Origin of the sequence: Citreimonas salinaria (assembly GCF_900107235.1) — a bacterium.
Lineage (GTDB): Bacteria > Pseudomonadota > Alphaproteobacteria > Rhodobacterales > Rhodobacteraceae > Citreimonas > Citreimonas salinaria.
This window is the reverse complement of the sequence record NZ_FNPF01000002.1, coordinates 176873-199579: the sequence shown is the minus strand read 5'-3', so window position 1 is coordinate 199579 and position 22707 is coordinate 176873. Positions and strand designations below refer to the sequence as shown.

Annotated in this window: 22 protein-coding genes; 13 read left to right on the top strand and 9 right to left on the bottom strand. The window is 67.6% G+C overall.

What is annotated here, in order from left to right:
• Window positions 1-48 precede the first annotated feature (48 nt).
• From BLW27_RS03390 to lexA, 7 genes are all read left to right on the top strand, one after another.
• Window positions 49-642: an anthranilate synthase component II gene (locus BLW27_RS03390; RefSeq protein WP_089879242.1), complete on the top strand. Its 594-nt coding sequence runs from the start codon at window positions 49-51 to the stop codon at window positions 640-642.
• On the top strand, window positions 639-1658 hold the full coding sequence (trpD, locus tag BLW27_RS03385) for an anthranilate phosphoribosyltransferase (protein WP_089879239.1): 1020 nt from the start codon (window positions 639-641) through the stop codon (window positions 1656-1658). The genes BLW27_RS03390 and trpD overlap by 4 nt, the downstream gene beginning before the upstream one ends.
• On the top strand, window positions 1658-2335 hold the full coding sequence (locus tag BLW27_RS03380; RefSeq protein WP_089879236.1) for a uracil-DNA glycosylase: 678 nt from the start codon (window positions 1658-1660) through the stop codon (window positions 2333-2335). Before trpD ends, BLW27_RS03380 begins: the two co-directional genes overlap by 1 nt.
• Complete coding sequence (gene trpC, locus BLW27_RS03375; RefSeq protein ID WP_089879233.1) at window positions 2332-3135, top strand: indole-3-glycerol phosphate synthase TrpC; 804 nt, start codon at window positions 2332-2334, stop codon at window positions 3133-3135. Before BLW27_RS03380 ends, trpC begins: the two co-directional genes overlap by 4 nt.
• On the top strand, window positions 3132-3623 hold the full coding sequence (gene moaC / locus BLW27_RS03370; protein WP_089879231.1) for a cyclic pyranopterin monophosphate synthase MoaC: 492 nt from the start codon (window positions 3132-3134) through the stop codon (window positions 3621-3623). The genes trpC and moaC overlap by 4 nt, the downstream gene beginning before the upstream one ends.
• Window positions 3620-4786, top strand: coding sequence for a molybdopterin molybdotransferase MoeA (locus BLW27_RS03365; protein WP_089879228.1), 1167 nt, complete (start codon window positions 3620-3622; stop codon window positions 4784-4786). Before moaC ends, BLW27_RS03365 begins: the two co-directional genes overlap by 4 nt.
• A gap of 70 nt (window positions 4787-4856) precedes the next feature.
• Window positions 4857-5543, top strand: coding sequence for a transcriptional repressor LexA (gene lexA, locus BLW27_RS03360; protein WP_089879225.1), 687 nt, complete (start codon window positions 4857-4859; stop codon window positions 5541-5543).
• On the opposite strand, the gene BLW27_RS03355 is transcribed toward lexA, so the two are convergent.
• Window positions 5500-7629: a ComEC/Rec2 family competence protein gene (locus BLW27_RS03355; RefSeq protein ID WP_089879222.1), complete on the bottom strand. Its 2130-nt coding sequence runs from the start codon at window positions 7627-7629 to the stop codon at window positions 5500-5502. The two genes, lexA and BLW27_RS03355, sit on opposite strands and share 44 nt — an antisense overlap.
• A 75-nt stretch (window positions 7630-7704) precedes the next feature.
• On the opposite strand from BLW27_RS03355, the gene gltX reads away from it, so the two are divergent.
• Window positions 7705-9120 (top strand): glutamate--tRNA ligase, encoded by a 1416-nt coding sequence (gene gltX / locus BLW27_RS03350; protein WP_089879219.1) that lies wholly within the window; start codon window positions 7705-7707, stop codon window positions 9118-9120.
• Between the two features lie 79 nt (window positions 9121-9199).
• The gene (gltA, locus tag BLW27_RS03345; RefSeq protein ID WP_089879217.1) at window positions 9200-10495 is read left to right on the top strand and encodes a citrate synthase; all 1296 of its coding nucleotides are present in this window, start codon (window positions 9200-9202) and stop codon (window positions 10493-10495) included.
• Window positions 10496-10633: 138 nt separating this feature from the next.
• On the opposite strand, the gene BLW27_RS03340 is transcribed toward gltA, so the two are convergent.
• From BLW27_RS03340 to BLW27_RS03320, 5 genes are all read right to left on the bottom strand, one after another.
• Entirely contained in the window at window positions 10634-11410 is a 777-nt protein-coding gene (locus BLW27_RS03340) for an enoyl-CoA hydratase-related protein (RefSeq protein ID WP_089879214.1), read from the bottom strand.
• Between the two features lie 69 nt (window positions 11411-11479).
• Entirely contained in the window at window positions 11480-11932 is a 453-nt protein-coding gene (locus BLW27_RS03335) for a cytochrome c-type biogenesis protein (protein ID WP_089879211.1), read from the bottom strand.
• A 26-nt stretch (window positions 11933-11958) separates the two neighbouring features.
• Window positions 11959-13929 carry a heme lyase CcmF/NrfE family subunit gene (locus BLW27_RS03330; protein WP_089879208.1) on the bottom strand — a complete coding sequence of 657 codons (1971 nt, stop codon included), beginning with the start codon at window positions 13927-13929 and terminating at the stop codon, window positions 11959-11961.
• A gap of 100 nt (window positions 13930-14029) precedes the next feature.
• Entirely contained in the window at window positions 14030-14608 is a 579-nt protein-coding gene (locus BLW27_RS03325; RefSeq protein WP_089879205.1) for a holin family protein, read from the bottom strand.
• Entirely contained in the window at window positions 14599-15216 is a 618-nt protein-coding gene (locus BLW27_RS03320) for a holin-associated N-acetylmuramidase (RefSeq protein ID WP_245710757.1), read from the bottom strand. The genes BLW27_RS03325 and BLW27_RS03320 overlap by 10 nt, the downstream gene beginning before the upstream one ends.
• Before the next feature lie 99 nt (window positions 15217-15315).
• On the opposite strand from BLW27_RS03320, the gene BLW27_RS03315 reads away from it, so the two are divergent.
• A complete protein-coding gene (locus tag BLW27_RS03315) occupies window positions 15316-15735 on the top strand; it encodes a cupin domain-containing protein (protein ID WP_089879203.1) in 420 nt (139 codons plus the stop codon).
• 84 nt (window positions 15736-15819) lie between these two features.
• Here the strand turns inward: BLW27_RS03315 and pgi are convergent, their stop codons facing one another.
• From pgi to zwf, 3 genes are read right to left on the bottom strand one after another with little or no spacing between them, the layout of a single operon-like run.
• Complete coding sequence (gene pgi, locus BLW27_RS03310; RefSeq protein ID WP_089879200.1) at window positions 15820-17487, bottom strand: glucose-6-phosphate isomerase; 1668 nt, start codon at window positions 17485-17487, stop codon at window positions 15820-15822.
• Entirely contained in the window at window positions 17435-18112 is a 678-nt protein-coding gene (gene pgl, locus BLW27_RS03305) for a 6-phosphogluconolactonase (protein WP_089879729.1), read from the bottom strand. Before pgl ends, pgi begins: the two co-directional genes overlap by 53 nt.
• Window positions 18109-19560 (bottom strand): glucose-6-phosphate dehydrogenase, encoded by a 1452-nt coding sequence (gene zwf / locus BLW27_RS03300; RefSeq protein WP_089879198.1) that lies wholly within the window; start codon window positions 19558-19560, stop codon window positions 18109-18111. Before zwf ends, pgl begins: the two co-directional genes overlap by 4 nt.
• A 269-nt stretch (window positions 19561-19829) precedes the next feature.
• On the opposite strand from zwf, the gene BLW27_RS03295 reads away from it, so the two are divergent.
• The 3 genes from BLW27_RS03295 (at window position 19830) to BLW27_RS03285 (ending at window position 22705) form a co-directional block, all read left to right on the top strand.
• The gene (locus BLW27_RS03295) at window positions 19830-20771 is read left to right on the top strand and encodes a nucleoside hydrolase (protein ID WP_089879195.1); all 942 of its coding nucleotides are present in this window, start codon (window positions 19830-19832) and stop codon (window positions 20769-20771) included.
• Window positions 20768-21214: a GNAT family N-acetyltransferase gene (locus tag BLW27_RS03290; protein WP_089879192.1), complete on the top strand. Its 447-nt coding sequence runs from the start codon at window positions 20768-20770 to the stop codon at window positions 21212-21214. Before BLW27_RS03295 ends, BLW27_RS03290 begins: the two co-directional genes overlap by 4 nt.
• A gap of 72 nt (window positions 21215-21286) precedes the next feature.
• Entirely contained in the window at window positions 21287-22705 is a 1419-nt protein-coding gene (locus BLW27_RS03285) for a protein adenylyltransferase SelO (protein ID WP_089879726.1), read from the top strand.
• The last annotated feature ends 2 nt before the right edge of the window (window positions 22706-22707 follow it).

Sequence of the window (22707 nt, the reverse complement as noted above, 5' to 3'; positions counted from 1 at the left end):
TACCTCGGCGGAACGAACCACCGCCAGCCCTGAGACAGCGGTTTTTGCATGCTTCTTCTGATCGATAACTACGACAGCTTCACGTACAATCTGGTGCACCTGATCGGATCGGCAGGTACCGAGGTCGTCGTGCGCCGCAACGACGCGATCTCGGTCGACGATGCCATGGCGATGCGCCCGGCGGGCATCGTGCTCAGCCCCGGCCCCTGCGACCCTGACCGCGCCGGGATATGCCTGGATCTGGTCCGTGCCGCGGCCGAAACGGGCACACCCCTCATGGGCGTGTGCCTTGGGCACCAGACGATCGGGCAGGCGTTCGGTGGAACGGTGGTGCGCCACGACGAGATCGTGCATGGCAAGGCGGGCGCTATTCACCACGACGGCACGGGCGTGTTCGCCGGCCTGCCTTCGCCGTTTTCGGCCACGCGCTATCACAGCCTGGTGGTGCGACGCGACGACCTGCCCGCTTGTCTCGACGTGACCGCAACGCTCGAAGATGGCACGATCATGGGGCTGCAGCACCGCGATCTGCCGATACACGGGGTACAATTCCACCCCGAGTCGATCGCGACCGACCATGGCCGAAGGCTGGTCGGCAATTTCCTGTCGCTCGCCGGCCTGCTGACAGACGCCGCGGCATGAGCGACGACTTGAGGCCGCTGATCGGGCTTGCCGCCGATCGCCCGCTGACCCGCACCGAGGCCGAAACCGCCTTCACCGTCCTTTTCGAGGGGCGCGCGACACCCGCTCAGATCGGCGGCCTGCTGATGGCCTTGCGCACGCGCGGCGAAACGGTCGACGAATACGCCGCCGCCGCGGCCGTGATGCGCGCCAAGTGCAACCGCGTGCGCGGCCCGATCGGGGCAATTGACATCGTCGGCACCGGCGGCGACGGCAAGGGCACGCTCAACATCTCGACCGCGACGGCCTTCGTCGTGGCGGGCGCGGGCGTGCCGGTCGCCAAGCACGGCAACCGCAACCTGTCGTCCAGATCGGGCGCGGCCGACGCCTTGGCGCAGATGGGCCTAGACGTGATGATCGGTGCTGCGCAGGTCGAAAGGGCGCTGGCCGCCTGCGGCATCGCCTTCATGATGGCGCCGATGCACCACCCGGCGATGGCCCATGTCGGGCCCGTCCGGAGCGAGCTTGGCACTCGGACGATCTTCAACATCCTGGGGCCATTGACCAACCCGGCGGGCGTCAAGCGCCAGTTGACCGGTGCCTTCAGCCGCGACCTGATCCGTCCGATGGCCGAGGTTCTGCTGGCGCTGGGGTCCGAGCGCGCCTGGCTGGTGCACGGCTCGGACGGCACCGACGAACTGACGATCACCGGCACAAGCTGGGTCGCCGCGCTCGAGGAAGACGGCGTGATCCGCGAGGCCGAGATCCACCCCGAGGATGCCGGCCTGCCCGTCCACCCGTTCGAGGCGATCCTGGGGGGCACCCCGGAACAGAACGCCGCCGCCTTCCGCGCCTTGCTCGAAGGCGAGGACTCGGCCTACCGCGACGCGGTTCTTCTGAACGCGGCCGCTGCCCTGGTGGTCGCGGACAAGGTCGACGTTCTGGCCCACGGCGTGGCGCTGGCCCGGGAAAGCATCGACAGCGGCGCGGCGAAGGCCAAGGTCGAGGCGCTGGCGCAGGCGACGCGCACCTCCTGATGGCCGGACCATCGGACGATCCGGCTGAGGCCGGCCCCATACCGCCCGACGCATGGCGGCACCTGTCCTTCTTCGAGCGGGATTGGTACAAAGTGTGCCGCCTGCTGAAGGCCGAGACCCGCCCCGTCCTCCCGCCCGCGCACCAGGTCTTCGATGCGCTGGCGCGCAATGCGCCGGATAGCGTTCGGGTCGTGATCCTTGGGCAAGATCCCTACCCCACGCCGGGCCACGCCCACGGGCACGCCTTCTCAGTCGAGCCCAGCGTGGCTCCGCCCCGCTCGCTCGTCAACGTGTTCACGGAAATGGAGAACGATCTTGGCTCGCGGCCGCGAAATGGGGACCTGCGGCACTGGGCCGACCAGGGCGTGCTGCTGCTGAACACCGCGTTGACGGTCCCGGCGGGCATGGCAGGAGGACACGCGCGGCTGGGCTGGGAGCCGCTGACGGCCGAAATCCTGCGAACATTGTCGGACCGGCCGCGCGCCTTCGTGCTGTGGGGCCGGCCCGCGCAGGCCCACGGCCGCCACATCTCCGGCCAAGACCACCTCATCCTGCAAAGCGCGCACCCCTCACCGCTCTCGGCGCGTCGGGGGTTTTTCGGGTCTCGCCCCTTTTCCCGCGTCAATGACTGGCTTAAAGCCAGAGGAGAGACGCCAATCGACTGGACGGGGCAATGACAGCGACCATCCTCGAGAAGATCAAGGCCTACAAGCTGGACGAAATCGCCGCCGCGAAAGCCGAGCGCCCGCTGGCCGAGGTCGAGGCCGAGGCGAAGCGGACAGGGCCGGTTCGCGGCTTTGCCCAGGCGCTGCGCGAGGCAACCCGCACGGGCTACGGTCTGATCGCCGAGATCAAGAAGGCGTCGCCGTCCAAGGGGCTGATCCGTGCCGATTTCGACCCTACCACCCTCGCCCGCGCGTACGAGACCGGCGGCGCCGCATGCCTCTCCGTGCTCACCGATGGCCCATCCTTCCAGGGCGACAAGGCATTCCTGCGCGCCGCCCGCGACGCCACCTCGTTGCCCGCGCTGCGCAAAGATTTCATGTACGACCCCTACCAGGTGCCGGAGGCGCGCGCGCTCGGAGCCGATTGTATCCTTATCATCATGGCCAGTGTATCGGACGGCCAGGCGGCCGAACTCGAGTCCTGTGCGCAGGACTGGGGCATGGATGCGCTAATCGAGGTCCACGACCGGGCGGAACTTGATCGGGCGCTACGCCTCCGCTCGCCCCTGATCGGGATAAACAACCGTGATCTCAACACCTTCGAGACAACTCTTGATGTCACGAGGGACTTGGCCAAGGGCGTGACCGACGATCGCCTCCTGGTGTCAGAATCCGGCCTGCGCACGCCGGAAGACCTGGCGGACATGGCGCGCCACGGCGCCCGCGCGTTCCTGATCGGCGAAAGCCTGATGCGCCAGGCCGACGTCGAACAGGCGACCCGCAGGCTGCTGCACAATCCGGTGCCGGCATGAGCGGATTGACACATTTCGACGAAACCGGTGCCGCGCACATGGTCGACGTGTCCGACAAGGACATCACCGCCCGGATCGCGCGCGCCGAGGGCCGGATCGTCATGCGGCTCGACACCTTGAATCTGATCACCGAAGGGACCGCCAAGAAGGGTGACGTGATCGGCGTGGCGCGGCTGGCTGGCATCATGGGGTGCAAGAAAACCGCCGAGCTGATCCCTCTGTGCCACCCGCTGCCGCTCAGCAAGGTAGGCCTCGAACTGCAGGCCGATCCAGAGCTGCCGGGCGTCCGCATCGTCGCGACCGTCAAGACGACCGGCCAGACCGGGGTCGAGATGGAGGCCCTGACGGCCGTGTCCATCGCGGCGCTGACGGTCTACGACATGGTCAAGGCGGTCGACAAGGACATGCAGATCGAAGGCATTCGCGTCATTCTGAAGGATGGCGGCAAGTCGGGCCGGTACGAGGCCGGGACCGGCGGCGCGGAATGATCTCGGTCTCGGAGGCGCTGGACGCGCTGTTCGCGCTGCTTCCCGCGCACCGGATCGAGACGGTGCCCCTGCTTGAGGCGCATGGCCGTGTACTGGCCGGCCCCGTCGCCGCCACGCGTGACCAGCCGCCCTTCGCCGCATCGGCAATGGACGGCTACGCGGTGGTCGACGCCAAACCGGGCGTGCCGCTGACCGTCATCGGCGAAAGCGCTGCCGGCAGGGGTTTTGCCGACCACGTCGGAGAGGGTCAGGCGGTGCGCATCTTCACCGGCGCTCCGATTCCGACCGGCGCGACACGCGTCATCCTGCAAGAGGACGTCACGCGCCAGGGCGACCGGATCACGCCGGGCGACAGGATGGATCCCGGCGACAATATCCGCGCGGCCGGCAACGATTTCCGCGCAGGCAGCGGAATGCCCTTCCCCCGCGTGCTGAGCAGTTCCGACATCGCGCAGCTTGCCGCCATGAACGTCGCCCGTGTGCCGGTCTCGCGGCGCCCGCGCGTGGCGCTGGTCGCCACCGGGGACGAACTCGTCATGCCAGGCGAGACGCCCGGCCCCGACCAGATCGTCGCCTCCAACACATTCGGGCTGCACGCCCTGCTGCGCGATCTCGGGGCGGAGCCGCGCATGCTACCGATCGCGCGTGACACGGTCGTGTCGCTGAAGACCGTGCTGGGCATGATCGACGACGCCGACCTGGTGATCACCGTCGGTGGCGCGTCGAAGGGCGACCACGACTTGGTGGCGCCCGTGGCGGCGGAACTGGGCATGGAGCGCGCGTTTCACATGGTCGCCATGCGACCGGGCAAACCCCTCATGAGCGGCAGGCTGGGCAGCGCCGTGATGATCGGGCTGCCCGGCAACCCGGTGTCGGCCATGGTCTGCGGCCATGTCTTCGTGGGCCCGGTCGTGCGCGCCATGCAGGGCCTGCCGGCGCAAGCCGTTCCACGTCTATCCGGAGAGCTGGCGCACGATCTGGCCGCCAACGGCCCGCGCGAGCATTACATGCGCGCGCGACATGCGCCCGACGGGTTGCACGTCTTCGAGCGCCAGGATTCCAGCCTGCTCCACGTGCTGGGCGCGGCCGACGCGCTTGTCGTGCGCCCCGTGCTCGATCCTGTCCGCAAGGCCGGCGACCTCGTTGATTACATTCCGCTTTGACCGGTCATGGGTGTGTTGACACAAACCGAGAACATCGGTAGAACAAAATAAAACTGCCGGAGGGGCACAGATGTTGACCAGGAAGCAGCTCGACCTGCTGGATTTCATCAACCGGCGCGTCGCGCGCGATGGCGTCCCCCCTAGTTTCGACGAGATGAAGGATGCGCTGGACCTGCGCTCCAAATCCGGCATTCACCGCCTGATCACGGCGCTGGAAGAACGCGGCTTCATCCGGCGGCTGGCGCACCGTGCCCGCGCCATCGAAATCGTCAAGCTTCCCGAAAGCCTCGGCGGCGCGCCTGCCGGCTATTCCCCCCGTGTGATCGACGGCGGCGTGTCGAAGGGCGAACCTGAAGCTGCCGCGACCGCGGGCGTTCAAGAACTGCCGCTTCTGGGCCGCATCGCCGCCGGCCGCCCCATCGAGGCGATCGACGACGCGCCCGCTGGCATCGGCGTGCCGGGGCACATGATCTCGACCCGCGCGCGGCACTACGCGCTGGAGGTGCGCGGTGATTCGATGATCGACGCGGGCATCAACGACGGCGACGTGGTGATCATCCGGGAAACCGCGCATGCCGATGACGGCGAGATCGTTGTCGCGCAGGTCGACGGCTATGAAGCCACGCTGAAGCGCATCCGCCATTCGGGCGACGTGGTGATCCTTGAGGCCGCCAATCCCGCTTACGAGCCGCGTGTGCTGCCAGCCGGATCGGTCAGCGTTCAGGGTCGGCTGGTGGGCTTGATTCGGACGTACTGAGCCAGGCGACCAGCCCTGTCGCGTCGTCGGGCCTTGCCCCGTGCCACAAGCGCAGGCCGGTGCGCTGGCGGTCGGTGACCACGCGAATTCCGTCCTCTGCCAGCCAGACTGCAACCGAACCTGTCTGCTTCAGCGTTTCAGGATGAAACAGCTGGCAATCCCCCGGCACCGGGTCCCCGTCGCTTTGCACAACAATCTGACCGGGCGCGCAGCGCCCGAACGCTTCGACCGCGCGCTTGCCCTGCAGATGCACGAATTCCACCGATCCCAAAGCCTGGCGCGCGATTCGGCCCTCGATCGGCCCGCTCCAACGAAGCGCCGACGCCTCCTGCCCGGCCAAGTCGCCGTCGTTTTCCAGCCAGACATCGGCGACGAATCCGCCTCCGCTGCCGCGCGACAGCGCCCGTCCATTCGGCCCCAGGATTCCCACGAGCCCGCCATCGTCGGCGATCAGCACGTGCGGTCGATCGGCGGAACTCCACAGCCCGGCGGCCAGCATCAGTGGCAGCGCGCCGCTCAGCCGGGCGGTTCCCCGCAATAGGCACAGCATGAGGCCGCCCAGCGCGATCAGCGGCAGCACCCAGAATCCCGGCGTCACGACTGGCCGGACGGCGGCGTCCCACGATGCGATGCTGCGTGCGACCCACAGGATCCAGTCCAGGCCCATCCCCATGACGTACAGCGCCATCCAGTCTAGGCCGAGCGGCATCAGCAGCGCCGAGGCGACCGCCGCCGGCACCACCACAAGGCCCATTACCGGCACGCTGACGAGGTTGGCGATCAGGCCAAACTGCGCAATCGTGTTGAAATGCGCCATGCCGATCGGTGCCGTCGCCAACCCGGCCACCGCCGAAGAAACGAGCAGCGACAGCACCGGCGCCATCCACCGTGGCAAGGGGCGCTCTCTCCTAGTGTTGAAGCGGCTGACCTGCTCGAACGTCGCCACCAGCGCGGTCGTGGCAGCGAAAGACATCTGGAAGCCCGGTCCCGTCAGCGCCTCGGGGCGCAGGATCAGGACGATCAAGGCGGCGAGCGCCACGCTGCGCAGGCTCAGCGCCCGGCGATCGCAGACGACTGCGAGCAGGGCGACCGCAGCCATGACATAAGCTCGTTCCGTGGCAACGTTGCCGCCCGACAATGCAAGGTATCCGGTCGCGGCCGCCAACGCGCCCAGCGCGGCGATGCGTTTGATCGGCGCACGGTGACGCGTCCAAGGCAGCGCGACGAGACCGAGGCGCAAGACTCCGAAGACGAAGCCGGCCAGCAGCCCCATGTGAAGTCCCGAGATGGCCAGAAGATGCGCGAGATTTGTGTCGCGCAGATCCTGCAGCGTCGCCTGCCCCATCGCGCTGCGATCGCCCGTGGTGACTGCTGCGGCAAAGGCGCCGGTCTCTCCGGGCAGAACGGCGCGCATGCGTTCGGACAGCCACATCCTCGCCTTGAAGATGCGCTGCCCTTCAGCGGGCGGCGCCAGAAGCAGCACCGGCGTGCGCGTGTAGCCCACCGCGCCGAGCTGCAGGAACCAGCCGTGCCGGCGGAAATCGAAACCTCCGGGTTCCACCGCGCCACCGGGCGGGCCCAGGTGACCGGTCAGGATCACTGTCGCGCCGGGCGCCGCCGCGGCAAATCCCTGGTCCCCGTGAAGGGAAACCCGCACCCGCGTCGGCGTTTCGTCCGGCGCCATCGGCGCCAGGACCACGCGGTCCAGTGTCAGGCGCACCGCGTCCGAAGCCGAGCGGTCGATGTCGACCACGCGGCCTTCCACCGGGCCGTAATACCGGAAGTCGACGAGCGGCCCAGCCACGTTGTGACTGCGCGCCCCGGCCAAGCCGAAGCCAAGCGCCACCAGCCCCGCCGCGATCACCGGCGCACGCACGCCATCGGGCGTCGGGCTGCGCGCCAGAGCGCCGAAGATCAGGGCGCACAGCCCCAGGCCAAGCATCATCCAGAGCATGGCCTGGCCCGGCTCGATCACCAGCGCGAAGTACAGGCCGATCCCGCAGGCGAGGCACACCGGCACCCACGGGAACAGGTGGCCGCGCTGCGCCGCAATGGCGGCGGCGAACAGGCCTGACGGACGTGCCATTGCTTGCCCCTGCGCCCTCGCGTGGTAAAGGAACCGGCAACATATGCCACAAATCTTCTTTCCATAGGGTTAACCATGTCCTCAGGTCCGGTCGTCACGCGCTTCGCCCCCTCGCCCACCGGCTATCTGCATATCGGCGGCGCGCGCACGGCCCTGTTCAACTGGCTGTTCGCCCGTGGCCGCGGCGGGCGCTTCCTGCTGCGGATCGAGGATACAGACCACACGCGCTCGACTCCGCAGGCGACGCAGGCGATCCTCGACGGACTTGCATGGCTTGGGCTGGAGCATGACGGCGACGTGGTCAGCCAAGCATCGCGGGCCGAGCGTCACGCCGAAGTGGCGCAGGCACTCCTAGAACGCGGTGCGGCCTACAAGTGCTTCTCGACGCAGGAAGAAATAGAGACATTCCGCGAGTCCGCGCGCGCCGAGGGCCGCTCGACCCTGTTCACCAGCCCGTGGCGCGACGCGGATCCCGCGGCGCATCCCGACGCGCCCTATGTGATCCGGCTGAAGACGCCGACCGAGGGCGAGACGGTGATCCGCGACCAGGTGCAGGGCGACGTGCGCATCGGCAACGATCAGCTCGACGACATGGTTCTGCTGCGTTCGGACGGGACGCCGGTCTACATGCTCGCCGTGGTGGTCGACGATCACGACATGGGCGTGACGCACGTGGTTCGCGGGGACGACCACCTGAACAACGCGGCGCGCCAGATGGGCATCTACCAGGCAATGGGCTGGGAAGTGCCGGTCTGGGCGCATATCCCGCTGATCCACGGCCCCGACGGCAAGAAGCTGTCCAAGCGCCACGGCGCGCTTGGCGTCGACGAGTACCAGAAGATGGGCTACCCCTCGCCCGGCATGCGCAACTACCTCGCGCGGCTCGGCTGGAGCCATGGCGACGACGAGTTCTTCTCGGACGCGCAGGCGCAGGAATGGTTCGACCTGAGCGGGATCGGCCGCAGCCCGGCGCGCTTCGACTTCAAGAAGCTCGACAACCTTTCGGGGCAGCACATCGCCGTCATGGACGATGCTGCGCTGCTGCATGAAATCGAGGCTTTCCTTGCGGCAACCGGGCAGTTGCCGCTGACCGACGCACAGAAGGACGGTCTGTCGCGGGCCATGTATTGCCTTAAGGATCGTGCGAAAACTTACCCGGAACTGCTGGAAAAGGCCCATTTCGTGCTGGAATCGTCGCCGGTCGAGCCGGACGAGAAGGCCGCGAAGGCACTGGACGCAGTATCCCGTGGTATACTGGAAGCGTTGACGCCGCAGTTGCAAAATGCTAGCTGGACCCGAGACGATCTGGAGGCGGTGATGAACCGGTTCGCTGAGGATCGGGGGACGAAATTCGGCAAGCTGGCCGGCCCGCTCAGGGCTGCGCTCGCGGGTCGCATGGTGACCCCTAGCGTCTTCGACATGATGCTCGTTCTGGGCCGGGACGAGAGCCTTGCCCGGCTCTCCCGCGCCGCGACCGGCGCCGAGGCTTGATCCGGCAGACGGTCTGTTGATATTTCACTCGCGCGGGCCCCGGCGGCCCCGCCCCACCGCAAAAAAAGGGACGCCCCGCATGGCCGAAAGCTCCAAGACCGCAACGCTGACCATCGACGGGCAGTCCTATGAACTGCCGGTCCACTCGCCCAGTGCCGGCCCGGACGTCATCGACATCCGCAAGCTCTATGCCCAAGCCGGCGTGTTCACCTACGATCCAGGCTTCACCTCGACGGCAAGCTGCGACAGCACGATCACCTTCATCGACGGTGACAAGGGCGAGCTGCTGCACCGCGGCTACCCGATCGACCAGCTGGCGGCCAAATCGCATTACCTCGAGGTCTGCTACCTGCTGCTCTACGGCTCGCTTCCTTCGGCTGCCGAACTCGAGCATTTCGAGAACACGATCACGCGCCACACCATGATCCACGAGCAGATGCACAACTTCTTCCGTGGCTTCCGCCGCGATGCGCATCCGATGGCGATCATGGTCGGTGCCGTGGGTGCGATGGCCGCATTCTACCACGACAGCACCGACATCAGCAGCCCGCGCGAGCGCGAGATCGCCAGCCACCGCCTGATCGCCAAAGTCCCGACCATCGCGGCGATGGCCTACAAGTACTCGATCGGACAGCCTTTCGTGTATCCGCGCAACGACCTCGATTACGCGGCGAACTTCCTGCACATGTGCTTTGCCGTCCCGGCCGAGGAATACAACGTCGACCCGATCCTCGCCCGCGCGATGGACCGGATCTTCACCCTGCACGCGGACCACGAGCAGAACGCCTCGACCTCGACGGTGCGGCTGGCGTCGTCCTCGGGCGCGAACCCCTTCGCCTGCATCGCGGCCGGCATCGCCTGCCTTTGGGGTCCCGCGCATGGCGGCGCGAACCAGGCGTGCCTGGAGATGCTGAAGGAGATCGGCACGCCCGATCGGATCCCCGAGTTCATCGCCCGCGCGAAGGACAAGAACGACCCGTTCCGCCTGATGGGCTTCGGCCACCGGGTCTACAAGAATTTCGATCCGCGCGCGACGGTGATGAAGCAGTCGGCGGACGAGGTGCTGGACCTTCTGGGCGTCGAGAACAACCCGATCCTCGCGACCGCGAAGGAGCTCGAGAAGGCCGCGTTGGCCGATGACTACTTCGCCGAGAAGAAGCTTTTCCCGAACGTCGACTTCTACTCGGGCGTCATCCTCGAGGCGATGGGTTTCCCGACCTCGATGTTCACGCCCATCTTCGCGCTGTCGCGCACGGTCGGCTGGATCAGCCAGTGGAAGGAGCAGCTGGGCGACCCGCAGATGAAGATCGGCCGCCCGCGCCAGCTGTACCTGGGCGAAACGGTGCGTGATTACGTCGACATCGAGAAGCGCTGACCGCGCTTGCCACATGAAACGAAAAGTAGGCCCGGGCAACTGCCCGGGCCTTTTTGATATGCAGGTTGCGGGACGGCAGGCGGGGCGATACGGCGCAGCCGCGAGCGTCGTCCGACGGCCCCTGCCCCGCGCCGCCGCTCAGCGCCCTTCGTAGACCGCCGGACGCTTTTCCATGAAGGCGACCACGCCCTCCTTGAAGTCGCGGGTCTGGCCGCACTGCCCCTGCAGCTGCGCCTCGAGCGCCAGTTGCCCGTCCAGATCGTTGCCGAACGAAGCCTGCATCGCCTGCTTGACCCGCGCGTAGGCTGCGGTCGGTCCCTTTGCCAGTTGCGCCGCGCGCGCGCGCCAATGCGCGTCGAATTCCTCGTCGCCGACCCACTCCCAGATCATACCCCAGTCGCTGGCCTGCCTCGCGGTGATCCTGTCGGCGAACAGTGCCGCCCCCATCGCCTTGGCCATGCCGATCTGGCGCGGCAGGAACCAGGTCCCGCCCGCATCGGGGATCAGGCCGATCCGGGTAAAGGCCTGCATGAAAAACGCGCTTTCCGCTGCGATCACGACGTCCGCCGCCAGCGCAAGGTTCGCGCCCGCGCCCGCCGCCGCACCGTTCACGGCGCTGATCGTCGGCACGGGGCAATCGTAGATCGCGCGCAGCATCGGCACGTACTCGTCGCGCAGCGTGCGCTCCATGTCCAGGTTCGCCGCATTCGCCCGGTCGCCCAGATCCTGCCCGGAGCAGAAGGCGCGGCCAGTGCCGGTCAGCACCACCACGCGCGCATCGCGACCGCCTCGCTTCATGGCGTCTGTGATTTCGGCGCGCATCTGCGTATTGAGCGCGTTCATCACGTCGGCGCGGTCCAGCCGCACCGTGGCGATGTCGTTCTGCAACGTATAGTCGATGGTGTCGTAGATCACGCCGGGCCTCCTGTCGGTTCGCCGGCATCAAACATGGCCGCTGCACGGATGGCAAAGCGAAACGCGGCGTCACTCGTCGAGGATGCGGCGCAGACGCGCATGCTCTTCGTCACTCAGCGCTGCTTCGGTCGGGGCGGCGGCCTTCGAGCGGCCGCGGACATAGACGATACCCGTACCCAAGGCGATGAGGAACAGCAGCGGCCCTGCGGCCCAAAGCAGCACGTTCCAGCCGCCCGCTGTGGGCCGCAGCAGGACGAATTCGCCGTAGCGGTCCACGATGTAGTCCACCGCCTCGGCGTCCGTATCGCCCGCGACAAGGCGTTCGCGCACCAGCAGCCGCAGGTCGCGCGCCAGTGAAGCGTTGGATTCGTCGATACTCTCGTTTTGGCAGACGAGACAGCGCAGACCTGCGGATATCTCCCGCGCACGGGCTTCCAGCGCCGGGTCGTCCAGCACCTCGTCGGGCTGCACCGCATGCCCGGGCGCAGGCATCGTCGCCAGCGCCAGCAACAGAGCCGCCATGCAAGCGAGAAAGGCTATCCGGACGATCATTCCGCCGGAACCCCTGTTTTCGCCGCGGGTGTCTTGCGGGCCCCCGCCGCCACGCGGAAGCGACGGTCCGAGAGGCTCAGCAGTCCGCCCAACGCCATGATGATGCAACCGGCCCAGATCCAGTTGGCGAGCGGCTTGATGTAGGTCCGGATCACCCAGCCTCCATCAGCCTGCTCGTCTCCGATCACGACATAGATGTCACGCAGGAAACGGTAGTCGATCGCGGCTTCGGTCGTCGGCATCTGCGCCACCGGGTAGTTGCGCTTTTCCGGATAGAGATGCGCGACCTCCTCGCCGTCGACGCGCACGCTGACCTCGCCGCGGGTGGCGAAGTAGTTCGGACCGCGCAGTTGGGTGACGTCCTGCAGTTCAAGTTCGAATTGGCCCACGTCGTAAGGCTGCCCGATCTGAGCGACGCGGATGTCCTCCTGCTCCCACGCGAGCAGGCCCGCGATGCCGATCATCGTCACGCCCAACCCCGAATGCGCGACCGTCTTGCCCCAGTCGGCGCGCGGCAGGCGCGTCAGGCGCGACCAGTCGCGGGTCTTGCCCAGCCGGCCGACGATGTCGGTCACGGCCCCGGCGATGATCCACGCGCCCAGAAACACGCCGATAGGTCCCATCAGGCTGCGCCCGGTCTGCATGGCCCAGACCAGCCCCGCCAGCGCGACCGCCAGACCGAAGGCCGGCAGCAGCGCGCGCGTCGTCCGCCCCAACTTGCCGCGTTTCCACGCCAGCGTCGAACCGATCGGCAACAGCAGACCGAGAGCGATCATGAACGGCGTGAAGGCCGCGTCGAAGAAGGGCGGGCCGACCGACAGCTTCCGGTCGAAGAACATCTCGGCGAGCATCGGCCACATCGTGCCAACGAAGACCACGAAGGACGACACCGCCAGCAGGATGTTGTTGGCCACCAGTGCGGATTCCCTGCTGACCACGCTGAACACCCCCTTGGCCTGCATCGCGTTCGCCCGCGCGGCGAACAGCGTCAGCGCACCGCCGGTGAAGAAGATCAGGATGTAGAGGATGAACATCCCCCGCTCCGGATCGTTGGCGAAGGCGTGCACCGACGTCAGCAGTCCCGAGCGTACGATGAACGTCCCGATCAGCGAAAACCCGAAGGCCAGGATCGCCAGCAGGATCGTCCAGCTTTTTAGCGCCTCGCGCTTTTCCACGACGATGGCGGAATGGAGCAACGCGGCGGCGAAGAGCCAGGGCATGAACGACGCGTTCTCGACCGGATCCCAGAACCAGAACCCACCCCAGCCCAGTTCGTAATAGGCCCACCAGGACCCCAGCGCGATGCCGATCGTCAGGAAAACCCACGCCGCCAGCGTCCAGGGCCGCACCCATCGGCCCCACGCAGCGTCAACGCGCCCTTCGATCAGGGCGGCGACCGCGAAGCTGAAGCAGATGCTCAGCCCGACATAGCCCAGGTAAAGGAACGGCGGGTGAAAAGCGAGACCGGGGTCCTGCAGCAGCGGGTTCAGGTCCTGCCCATCGAAGGGCGCGACGGCCATGCGCTCGAACGGATTCGAGGTGAACAGGATGAAGGCGTAGAACGCTGCCGAGACCGACGCCTGCACCGCCAGCACGCGGGCTCGCAACGTGGCGGGAAGATTGCCGCCGAACCAGGCCGCCATCGCGCCGAACAGCGTGAGGATCAGCACCCAGAGCAGCATCGAGCCCTCGTGGTTCCCCCAGACGCCGCTGATCTTGTAGATCAGCGGCTTGGCGGAATGGCTGTTGAGATAGACCAGCCGGAGCGAGAAGTCCGAGGTCACGAAGGCCCAGGTCAGCGCGGCGAAGGAAAAGCCGACCAGCAACAGCTGCGTCGTCGCCGCGGGCTCGGCCGCCGCCATCCAGCCGGGCCATCGCTTGTGCGCGCCGACCAGCGGCACGCTCAACTGCACCAACGAGACGAGAAAGGCTAGGATCAGGGCAAAGTGGCCGAGTTCTGTAATCATGCACCCGTTATAGGAGCATGCCGTTGCCGGGCCAATGGTCGTCTGGGATCATTGGCCCGGCCTTGCTCATTTGTCGCGGGCACCGGCCCCACCAGCGTGCCTAGCCGCGCGTTGCCAACCAGTCGCGCAACGCGGCATTGGGCTCGTCCGCGGTGGAAAACGCAACTGGACCGGCCGGTTCCGACGCGGCCTCTGGCCGGGCCGGCGTTACGTCCCGCAACGCCTCGACCTCACGCACGGTCTGCACCACCTGCGGGACCCGCGCGATGGTCTGCGCCAGGTCGCGCTGGAACTGCTGGCCCTTGGCCTGATGGCGCGCTCCGAAATAGAAGCTGACGATGGCCGCCAGCAGCCACCACAGCGGCTCGGGCACCAGCGCGATGCCGGCCATGCGCGCCGCAAACCACACGGGGTCGACCATCGCCGACACGAACAGCGCCAGCGTGCCTAGGGCCATCGCCGGCCGGGGGACACGGTTCAGCGCGTCTATCACCTCGTCGAACCGCGACCGGTCCGCCAGGCGGAACTCCTTGCCGAACTGCTCCAGCACCTGGCCCTGCAGGCTCAGCTCTCGGCCTGCCTCGTTTTCGGCGTTGACGCGGAAGACCTCCGCCGTCTCCTTCACGACGTTTCGGCTGCCGCCGAACAGCACCGCCAGGATTCCGTCGATCAGCCCCATGATGCCACCCGCGCGCCGAACTCCGCGCTTGTCATGTGGTAGCGCGGCGCGATGAACTCCTCGGCCCGCTTGATCCAGCCGCCCTTGTCGCCCGCGCGGCTGCGGGCGTATTTTCGGCTGGCCGGGCGACGGTCCGCGATCGCGAAGTAGTAATTGCGCCGGGCAATACCGTAGGCGTCGGCGATGTGGTCGGGTGCGGCCGCGGCCGCGCGCTCTGCGGCGGCGACGGTCTGCGGCCCGATGGCGCCGTCCACGGCCACGCGTTCACCCATGCGGTTCAGCAGGCGCTGCAGGACCTTGACGGCGTTGGCGCCGGCGTTGACGTACATGTCGAACACCGTCTCGTGCAGCACCTCGGGAAGCTGCGCGATATTCGGACGGACGAAATAGTGATCGACGAAGATGTCGACAGCCTGCTCTCGGGTCAGGCGCCGGACATCGGCGGCGTCCACGTCGCCATCGCCGTCGAGATCGAGACCAAGGCGCCGCATCGTGTGGATGGTGACGCCGTGATTCGTCGCTCCACCGGGATCGTCCGGATCGTTGACATAGCCACCCTCGCGGGCGACGATTTCCCCGGCCATGCGCCGGATCTGCGTGAATTGCATCGGTGCCTCCTGCTCGAAGCGGTTCTGCGGAGCCCGGAGCGTGCGATGCCGCGGTTAACCGGCGCCTAGACCAGCGTACGGCGGAAGGAGGCGTTAACCATGACAGCCGACGAGGTGATCGCGCTCCTGAAACTCGGGCCGCATACCGAGGGCGGGCATTATCGCCAAACATGGGAAGCCACGCCCGACGGCGCACGACCCGCTGGCACCTGCATCTATTACCTGCTCAAAGCATCCGAGCGGAGCCACTGGCATCGTGTCGACGCGGCAGAGATCTGGCACTTCTATGCCGGCGCGCCGCTGACCCTTTCTGTGGCCGCGGACGAGGCCGGCCCGCGCCAGGATATCATCCTGGGTCCGGATCTGAGCGCCGGGGCGCGTCCGCAACATGTGGTTCCCGCCGGTCACTGGCAATCCGCGCAAGGGACCGGCGACTGGACGCTGGTCGGCTGCACCGTGTCGCCGGCTTTCCGCTTCGAGGGCTTCGAGATGGCGCCGCCAGCGTTCGACATTCCCTGACCCGAGCGCGCGGGTCCAACGGGCCGCATCGCGGGCGTCGTCTCTTGGCTCTCCCCGGATGGGGTCACCGGATCGCAGCCAATCTCAGATCCGGCCGCTCCGGTGGACATAGTTCAGCAATTGCGTGGTCGAACCGTCCTTGCCCTCGATCGGCGCCTCTCCCGTGACCATCGGGCCCAATGCGGTGGCCAGTTCCTTGCCCAGCTCAACCCCCCACTGGTCAAAGCTGTTGATTCCCAGCACCACGCCCTCGACAAAGACACGGTGCTCGTAAAGCGCGATGATGCGCCCCAGCGTTTCCGGGTCCAGAAGCGGGTAGATCAGCGTGGTCGACGGCCGGTTTCCCGGGAAGACGCGATGCCGCGCCTGGCGCTCCAGTTCGTCTCCGCTGAACTTGCCCGCCACCTTCTCGCGCGCCTGCTCCAGCGTGCGGCCGCGCATCAGCGCCTCGGACTGCGCCAGGCAGTTGGCCACGAGAAGCGCGTGGTGGTGCTGTAGCTCAGGCTCGTGCCCGCGCGCGGCGAGCATGAACTCGCATGGCACGATCCGGGTGCCCTGATGGATCAACTGGAAGAACGCGTGCTGACCGTTGGTGCCCGGCTCGCCCCACACGATCGGACCCGAGTCCACTTGCAGCGCGCTGCCGTCCATCGCCACCGATTTGCCGTTGCTCTCCATCTCGAGCTGCTGGAGATAGGCTGGCAGCCGCGCCAGCCGGTCGTCGTAGGGCAGAACGGCGCGCGTCGCGTATCCCAAGACCTGCGCGTGCCAAAGCCCGACCAGCGCCAGCATGACGGGCATGTTCGCCTGCGGCTCGGCGCTGCGGAAGTGCTGGTCCATCGCGCGGCCGCCACGCAGGAAGGCGCGGAAATTCTCGGGCCCGATGGCGATCATCAGACTCAGCCCGATCGGCCCCCACATCGAGTAGCGCCCGCCGACCCAGTCGCCAAAGCCCAGCACGCGATCCTCGGGGACGCCGAAATCCTTGGCCTTTTCCAGGTCGGACGACAAAGCGACCAAGCGCGCTTCCGGATCGACGCCGGTCTTCTTCATCCACGCCTTCGCGGTGCGCGCGTTGGTCATGGTCTCGATCGTGGTAAAGGTCTTCGACGCCACGATGAACAGCGTGGTTTCCGGATCGCAAAGCGCAAGTGTGTCCGCGATGTCGGCCCCGTCCACGTTGGACACGAAATGGCAGCGCGGTCCGTTGTGGTAGGGCGCCAGCGCGCGCACCGCCATCGCGGGGCCAAGATCCGAGCCGCCAATCCCGATGTTGACCACGTCGCGCACGTCCGACCCCCGGATCTCCCACGCGAGCGTCTCCATCCGCGCAAGCCCTTCGCGCACGCCAGGCATGACGTCCTGCCCGTCGACCAGCACCGGTCCGCCTTCGGGATTGCGCAACGCGGTGTGCAGAACGGCACGGCCTTCGGTCTCGTTGATCGGGTGCCCCTCGAACATCCTGTCGCGCCGCGTTGCTAGGTCCGCATCCCGCACCAGCGCACAGAGCGCGCCGCGGCTCTGCTCGTCGATCGATGTCTTCGAATAGTCGAACAGCATGTCGTCGACCGTGACGCTGAAGTCCGCCGCCCGGCGCGGATCGGCCTCGAACAAAGCCGCGATCGATAGGCCCTGAACCCTCGCGGCGTGCGTCTTCAGATCATCCCACATGCGAAGCGTCTCCGGCTCTTTCTGTTTGTCATTCGGCCCAGTGGACCGTCGCGCCGTCGAGCACGGCGTTGATCGGGGCATCGGTCGACTTCAGTCCGCGAGCACCTTCCAGCGCCTCGCGCTTGTCGCGCCCGAAGATCAGCACGTGCTTGCACAGCGCCCCGTTCAGGACCTGCGCGCTCAGCGTCACGCGCGGCTCGTCGGCGCCGGGTGCGCGCATCGGTACCAGCGTCGGCGCGCGCGGCGACAGCGCCTCGTCCAAGCGGTCGGCTCCCGGGAAGATCGAGGCGGTGTGCCGGTCCGTGCCCATGCCCATAAGCACCACGCCCAGCGGCAAGACCGGCTCGATCCGGTCCGCCAGCGCCTCGGCGGCGGCGTCGCAATCCATGTCGTCGCGGTACAGCGGCAACAGGTGCGCCGCGGCCGCCTTGTCGACCATCAGCCGCTCGCGCAGCAGGCGCGTGTTCGACCGCGGGCTGTCCTCGCTCACCCAGCGTTCGTCGGTCAGCAGCACGTCGACCCTGTCCCAGGCCAGATCGACGCCGCACAGGTCGTCGAAGACCGGCCCCGGCGACGTCCCGCCCGGAAGCGCCAGCGCGACGCGATCCTGCCGCGACAGCTGTCCGCGCAGGTCGCTGGCCAGCCGGCCGGCCAAGGCGATGACCAAGGCTTCGCGGTCAGAATACGCTATGAATTCATGGGTCATCCCCGAATCTCCCGCCATTTGCGTCCGTCGCGATGCATCAGCATCAGCGCGTCCTCGGGACCGGCCGCGCCTATGTCGTAGGGCTGGGGCACGTCGCCGCGCGCCTCCCATTCGTCGATCAGCGGATCGGTCCAGGCCCAGGCGGCCTCGACCTCGTCGCCACGCATGAACAGGGTCTGGTTGCCCCGGATCACGTCCATGATGAGGCGTTCATAGGCATCGGGCACTTCGTCGGCGTCGGGCGACATCGCATCCGCGAAAGTCAGGTCCAGCGGGGCATCCATGAGACGCATCCCTCCCGGCCCCGGTTCCTTGATGGTCACGTCCAGCGTCATCCCTTCGTTCGGCTGCAGCCGGATCACGAGCACGTTGCGGTGCCGTCCCGCATCGGCGCCGAAGATCGAATGCGGCGCGTCCTTGAACACCACCGCGATCTCGGAGGTGCGGGCGCGCAGCCGCTTGCCGGTGCGGATGTAGAAAGGTGTTCCCGCCCAGCGCCAGTTCGACACGTGCGCACGCAGCGCCACGAAGCTTTCCGTGCGCGAGCGCGGGTCCTCGACATCGTCGCAATAGGACGGGTGCGTCCCGTTGCCGCTGTACTGCCCGCGGACGAGGTGGTGCGCCGGCACCGGGTCGAGCGCGCGGATCACCTTGAGCTTCTCGTCGCGAACCGCGTCGGGTTCGAACCGCGCAGGCGGCTCCATCGCGATCAGGCAAAGCAGCTGCATTATGTGGTTCTGGACCATGTCGCGCATCGCGCCGGACTTGTCATAGTAGCTGCCGCGCCCGCCCACGCCGACCGTCTCGGCCACGGTGATCTGGATGTGGTCCACGTATTGCGCGTTCCACAGCGGCTCGAACAGCATGTTGCCGAAGCGGACCGCCATCAGGTTCTGGACCGTCTCTTTTCCCAGGTAATGATCGATGCGATAGATCTCGTCTTCCGCGAAATACTCTTCGAGCACGCGGTTGAGCGCGCGGGCGCTGTGCAGATCGTGCCCGAATGGCTTCTCGACCACGATCCGGCTGGCGGCGTCGGCCAGCCCGAAATGCCGCAGCCGTTCGGCCAGCGCGCCGAAAAGCGACGGCGCGACCGAAAAGTAGAAGGCGCGCACGCGGCCCGGCGGCAGCTTTTCGGCCAGTTTGGCCCAGCCTTCGTCGCCCATCGCATCGACGGTGGTGAAATGCACCCGCTCGAGGAAGCGCGCCACCGCGTCGTCGGACACCTTGCGGCCACCGAATTCGCGAATCGCATCTTCGGTCATCGCGCGATACTCGGAATCGTCCATATCCCCGCGCGCCGCACCGATGATCTGCGCGTCGTCCGGCATCTGGCCCGCCACAAAACGCCGGAACAGGCCCGGCAGGATCTTGCGTCGCGCGAGATCGCCGGTGCCGCCGAAGATCACCAGATCGAACGGATCGACCGGAATGACGCGTGAGACCATGAGTTCATGCCTTCTCTTGCCGCCCTGCCTCAGGCGGGTTAGCGCTAACCAGCGCGGTCGCGGCCACGGTTAAGGCAAACGCGTGGCGGAGTCTAACACCGACGGATATGGCGACAAGGCACCGGGTTGGATTTCGCCGCACCGCCCGACCGCGGCGCCCCTTCGGACCGCTTGACGCGCAGCTTCCCGCCGCCTGTGGGCCAGCCGCTTGCACCGGCGCAAGCCGCGTGCGACCACCGCGCCGGAAGTGGTACGGGAACGCGACGGGCATGCCGGCACGCAAGATCATCATCGACACCGATCCCGGGCAGGATGATGCCGTCGCCATCCTGCTGGCCCTCGCCTCGCCGGACGAGATCGACGTGCTGGGCATCACGGCAGTCGCGGGCAACGTGCCGCTGGACCTGACGGCCCGGAATGCGCGCGTGGTGTGCGAACTGGCCGGGCGCTCCGATGTGAAGGTCTTCGCCGGATGCGACGCCCCGCTCGAACGCCCCTTGGTCACGGCCGAACACGTGCATGGCCGCACAGGTCTGGACGGACCGACGCTGCCCGATCCCGTGATGCCGCTGCAGGACGCGCACGCCGTCGACTTCATCATCGACACGCTGCGCGCCGAGCCCACGGGTACAGTGACGCTGTGCCCGCTCGGCCCGCTGACCAACATCGCCACGGCGCTTCGGCGCGCCCCAGACATCGCCCCGCGCATCGCCGGGATCGTGCTGATGGGCGGGGCCTATTTCGAAGTCGGCAACATCACCCCGGCAGCCGAGTTCAACATCTACGTCGATCCGCACGCCGCGGCCGAGGTCTTCGCCTGCGGCGCGCCGATCACCGTCCTGCCGCTGGACGCCACGCACAAGGCCCTGGTCACCACGGCCCGCAACGACGCCTTCCGTGCGCTCGGCACGCCAGTGGGTGTCGCGGTGGCCGAGATGACCGACTTCTTCGAGCGCTTCGACAAGGAGAAGTACGGGTCGGACGGCGCGCCCCTGCACGACCCCTGCGTGATCGGCTGGCTGCTGCGGCCCGACATGTTCTCCGGCCGGCACGTCAACGTCGAGATCGAGACGCAGTCCGAGCTGACGCTTGGCATGACCGTCGCCGATTGGTGGGGCGTGACCGACCGCGCGCCCAACGCGACCTTCATCGGCGACGTCGATGCCGACGGCTTCTTCGAATTGCTCACCGAAAGGCTGGCCCGGCTATGAAATCGGTACACCTGGCCTCGGAAGACGATGCCGACCGCGTCCTTCCGCTGGTCGCCGCCTTCCACGCCGAGCGAGGCTTGGACAGCGACGGCGACGCACGGCTCGAGGCGGTCGCCCCGCTGCTGGCGGGGTCGCAACTGGGCGCGATATGGCTGATCGGCCCGCGCCGCGCGCCGGTGGGCTACATCGCCGTCACCTTCGGCTGGTCCATCTCTAGGGGCGGCATGACCGGCACCATCGACGAGATCTACGTGCGACCCGCCGTGCGCCGACGCGGCATGGGATCCGAGGCGCTCGACTCGATCTGCCGGGCGATGCGCGAGGCAGGACTGGTGTCGCTGTCCTTCGACAGTGGCGCCGACGAGGACCGCCTGCATGCCTTCGCCCGCCGCGCGCGGTTCGCGCCCGGCACGGACAGGCTGACCCTGCGCCGCGCTCTGTAGGCACGCGCCCCCTGTCGGCATTCTATGGCCGGGGCGGTTCCCTCGGGCCGATGCCGGCCCTATATGCGCTGCATGAGCCTCAGCATACCCTTCGACAACACCTATGCCCGCCTGCCCGATGGCTTCTACGCCAGACAGGCGCCCGTTCCGGTGGCCGAGCCGACGCTGATCGCGTTCAACGCGCCGCTGGCGCGCGATCTAAACATCGCTGGCGCGGACGATCCCGATCTGGCACCGATCTTCGCCGGCAATCAGGTGCCCGAAGGTGCCGAGCCGCTGGCGCAACTGTATGCCGGGCACCAGTTCGGCCAGTTCAACCCGCAGCTGGGTGACGGCCGCGCCGTCCTGCTGGGCGAGGTGACGGACCGCCAAGGCACCCGCCGCGACATCCAACTCAAGGGCTCGGGCCGCACGCCGTTCTCGCGCATGGGCGACGGGCGCGCCTGGCTGGGTCCGGTGCTGCGCGAATATGTTCTCTCGGAGGCGATGCACGCGCTCGGCGTGCCCACCACGCGCGCGCTGGCTGCCGTGCGCACCGGCGAAAGTGTCCTGCGCGAGGTGCCGCTTCCCGGTGCGGTGCTGACCCGCGTGGCCACCAGCCACATCCGCGTCGGCACGTTCCAGGTCTTTGCCGCGCGCCGCGACGCCGGTGCACTACGCGCGCTGTTCGACTACACCGTGGCGCGGCACTATCCCGGCGCGCGCGACCCCTCCGACCTTCTGGGCGCGGTGGTCGAGCGGCAGGCGAAGCTTGTGGCGCAATGGATGGCGCTGGGGTTCATCCACGGGGTGATGAACACCGACAATTGCACCTTGTCGGGCGAGACGATCGATTACGGACCCTGCGCCTTCATGGACGCCTATGCGCCGGATACGGTCTTCTCGTCCATCGACCGGTACGGCCGCTACGGCTATGCCGCGCAGGCCGACATCATCGTATGGAACATGGCGCAACTTGCCACGGCGCTGGTGCCGCTGATGCCCGACGAAACCGAGGCCATCGACACCTTCACGCGACAGATCCACGCCATGCCCGACCTGATCCGCGCCGAATGGCTGTCGCGTTTCGCAGCCAAGCTCGGCATCACTGCACCGCACGCCGACGACGCCCGCCTGATCGCGGACCTGCTGGACCTGATGCATGCAGGCGGGTCGGACTTCACCAACACGTTCCGCGGACTGGCGGATGGCACCGCGCGGGACCAGATCGCAGATCGCGGCGGCTTCGACGCCTGGCAGGCGCGCTGGCGCCCCCGTTTGAAGGACGAGGCCGACCCCGAGGCGGTGATGCGCACAGCAAACCCGGCCTTCATCCCGCGCAACCACCGGATCGAGGAGATGATCGCCGCCGCCGTCGAAGGTGACGACGCCCCGTTCCACAGACTGAACGCGGTGCTGGCCGATCCCTATTCCGACCAGCCCGACGCCGCCGACCTGCGCCGCCCGCCCAGCCGAGACGAGGTCGTCACCGCCACCTTCTGCGGCACGTAGGG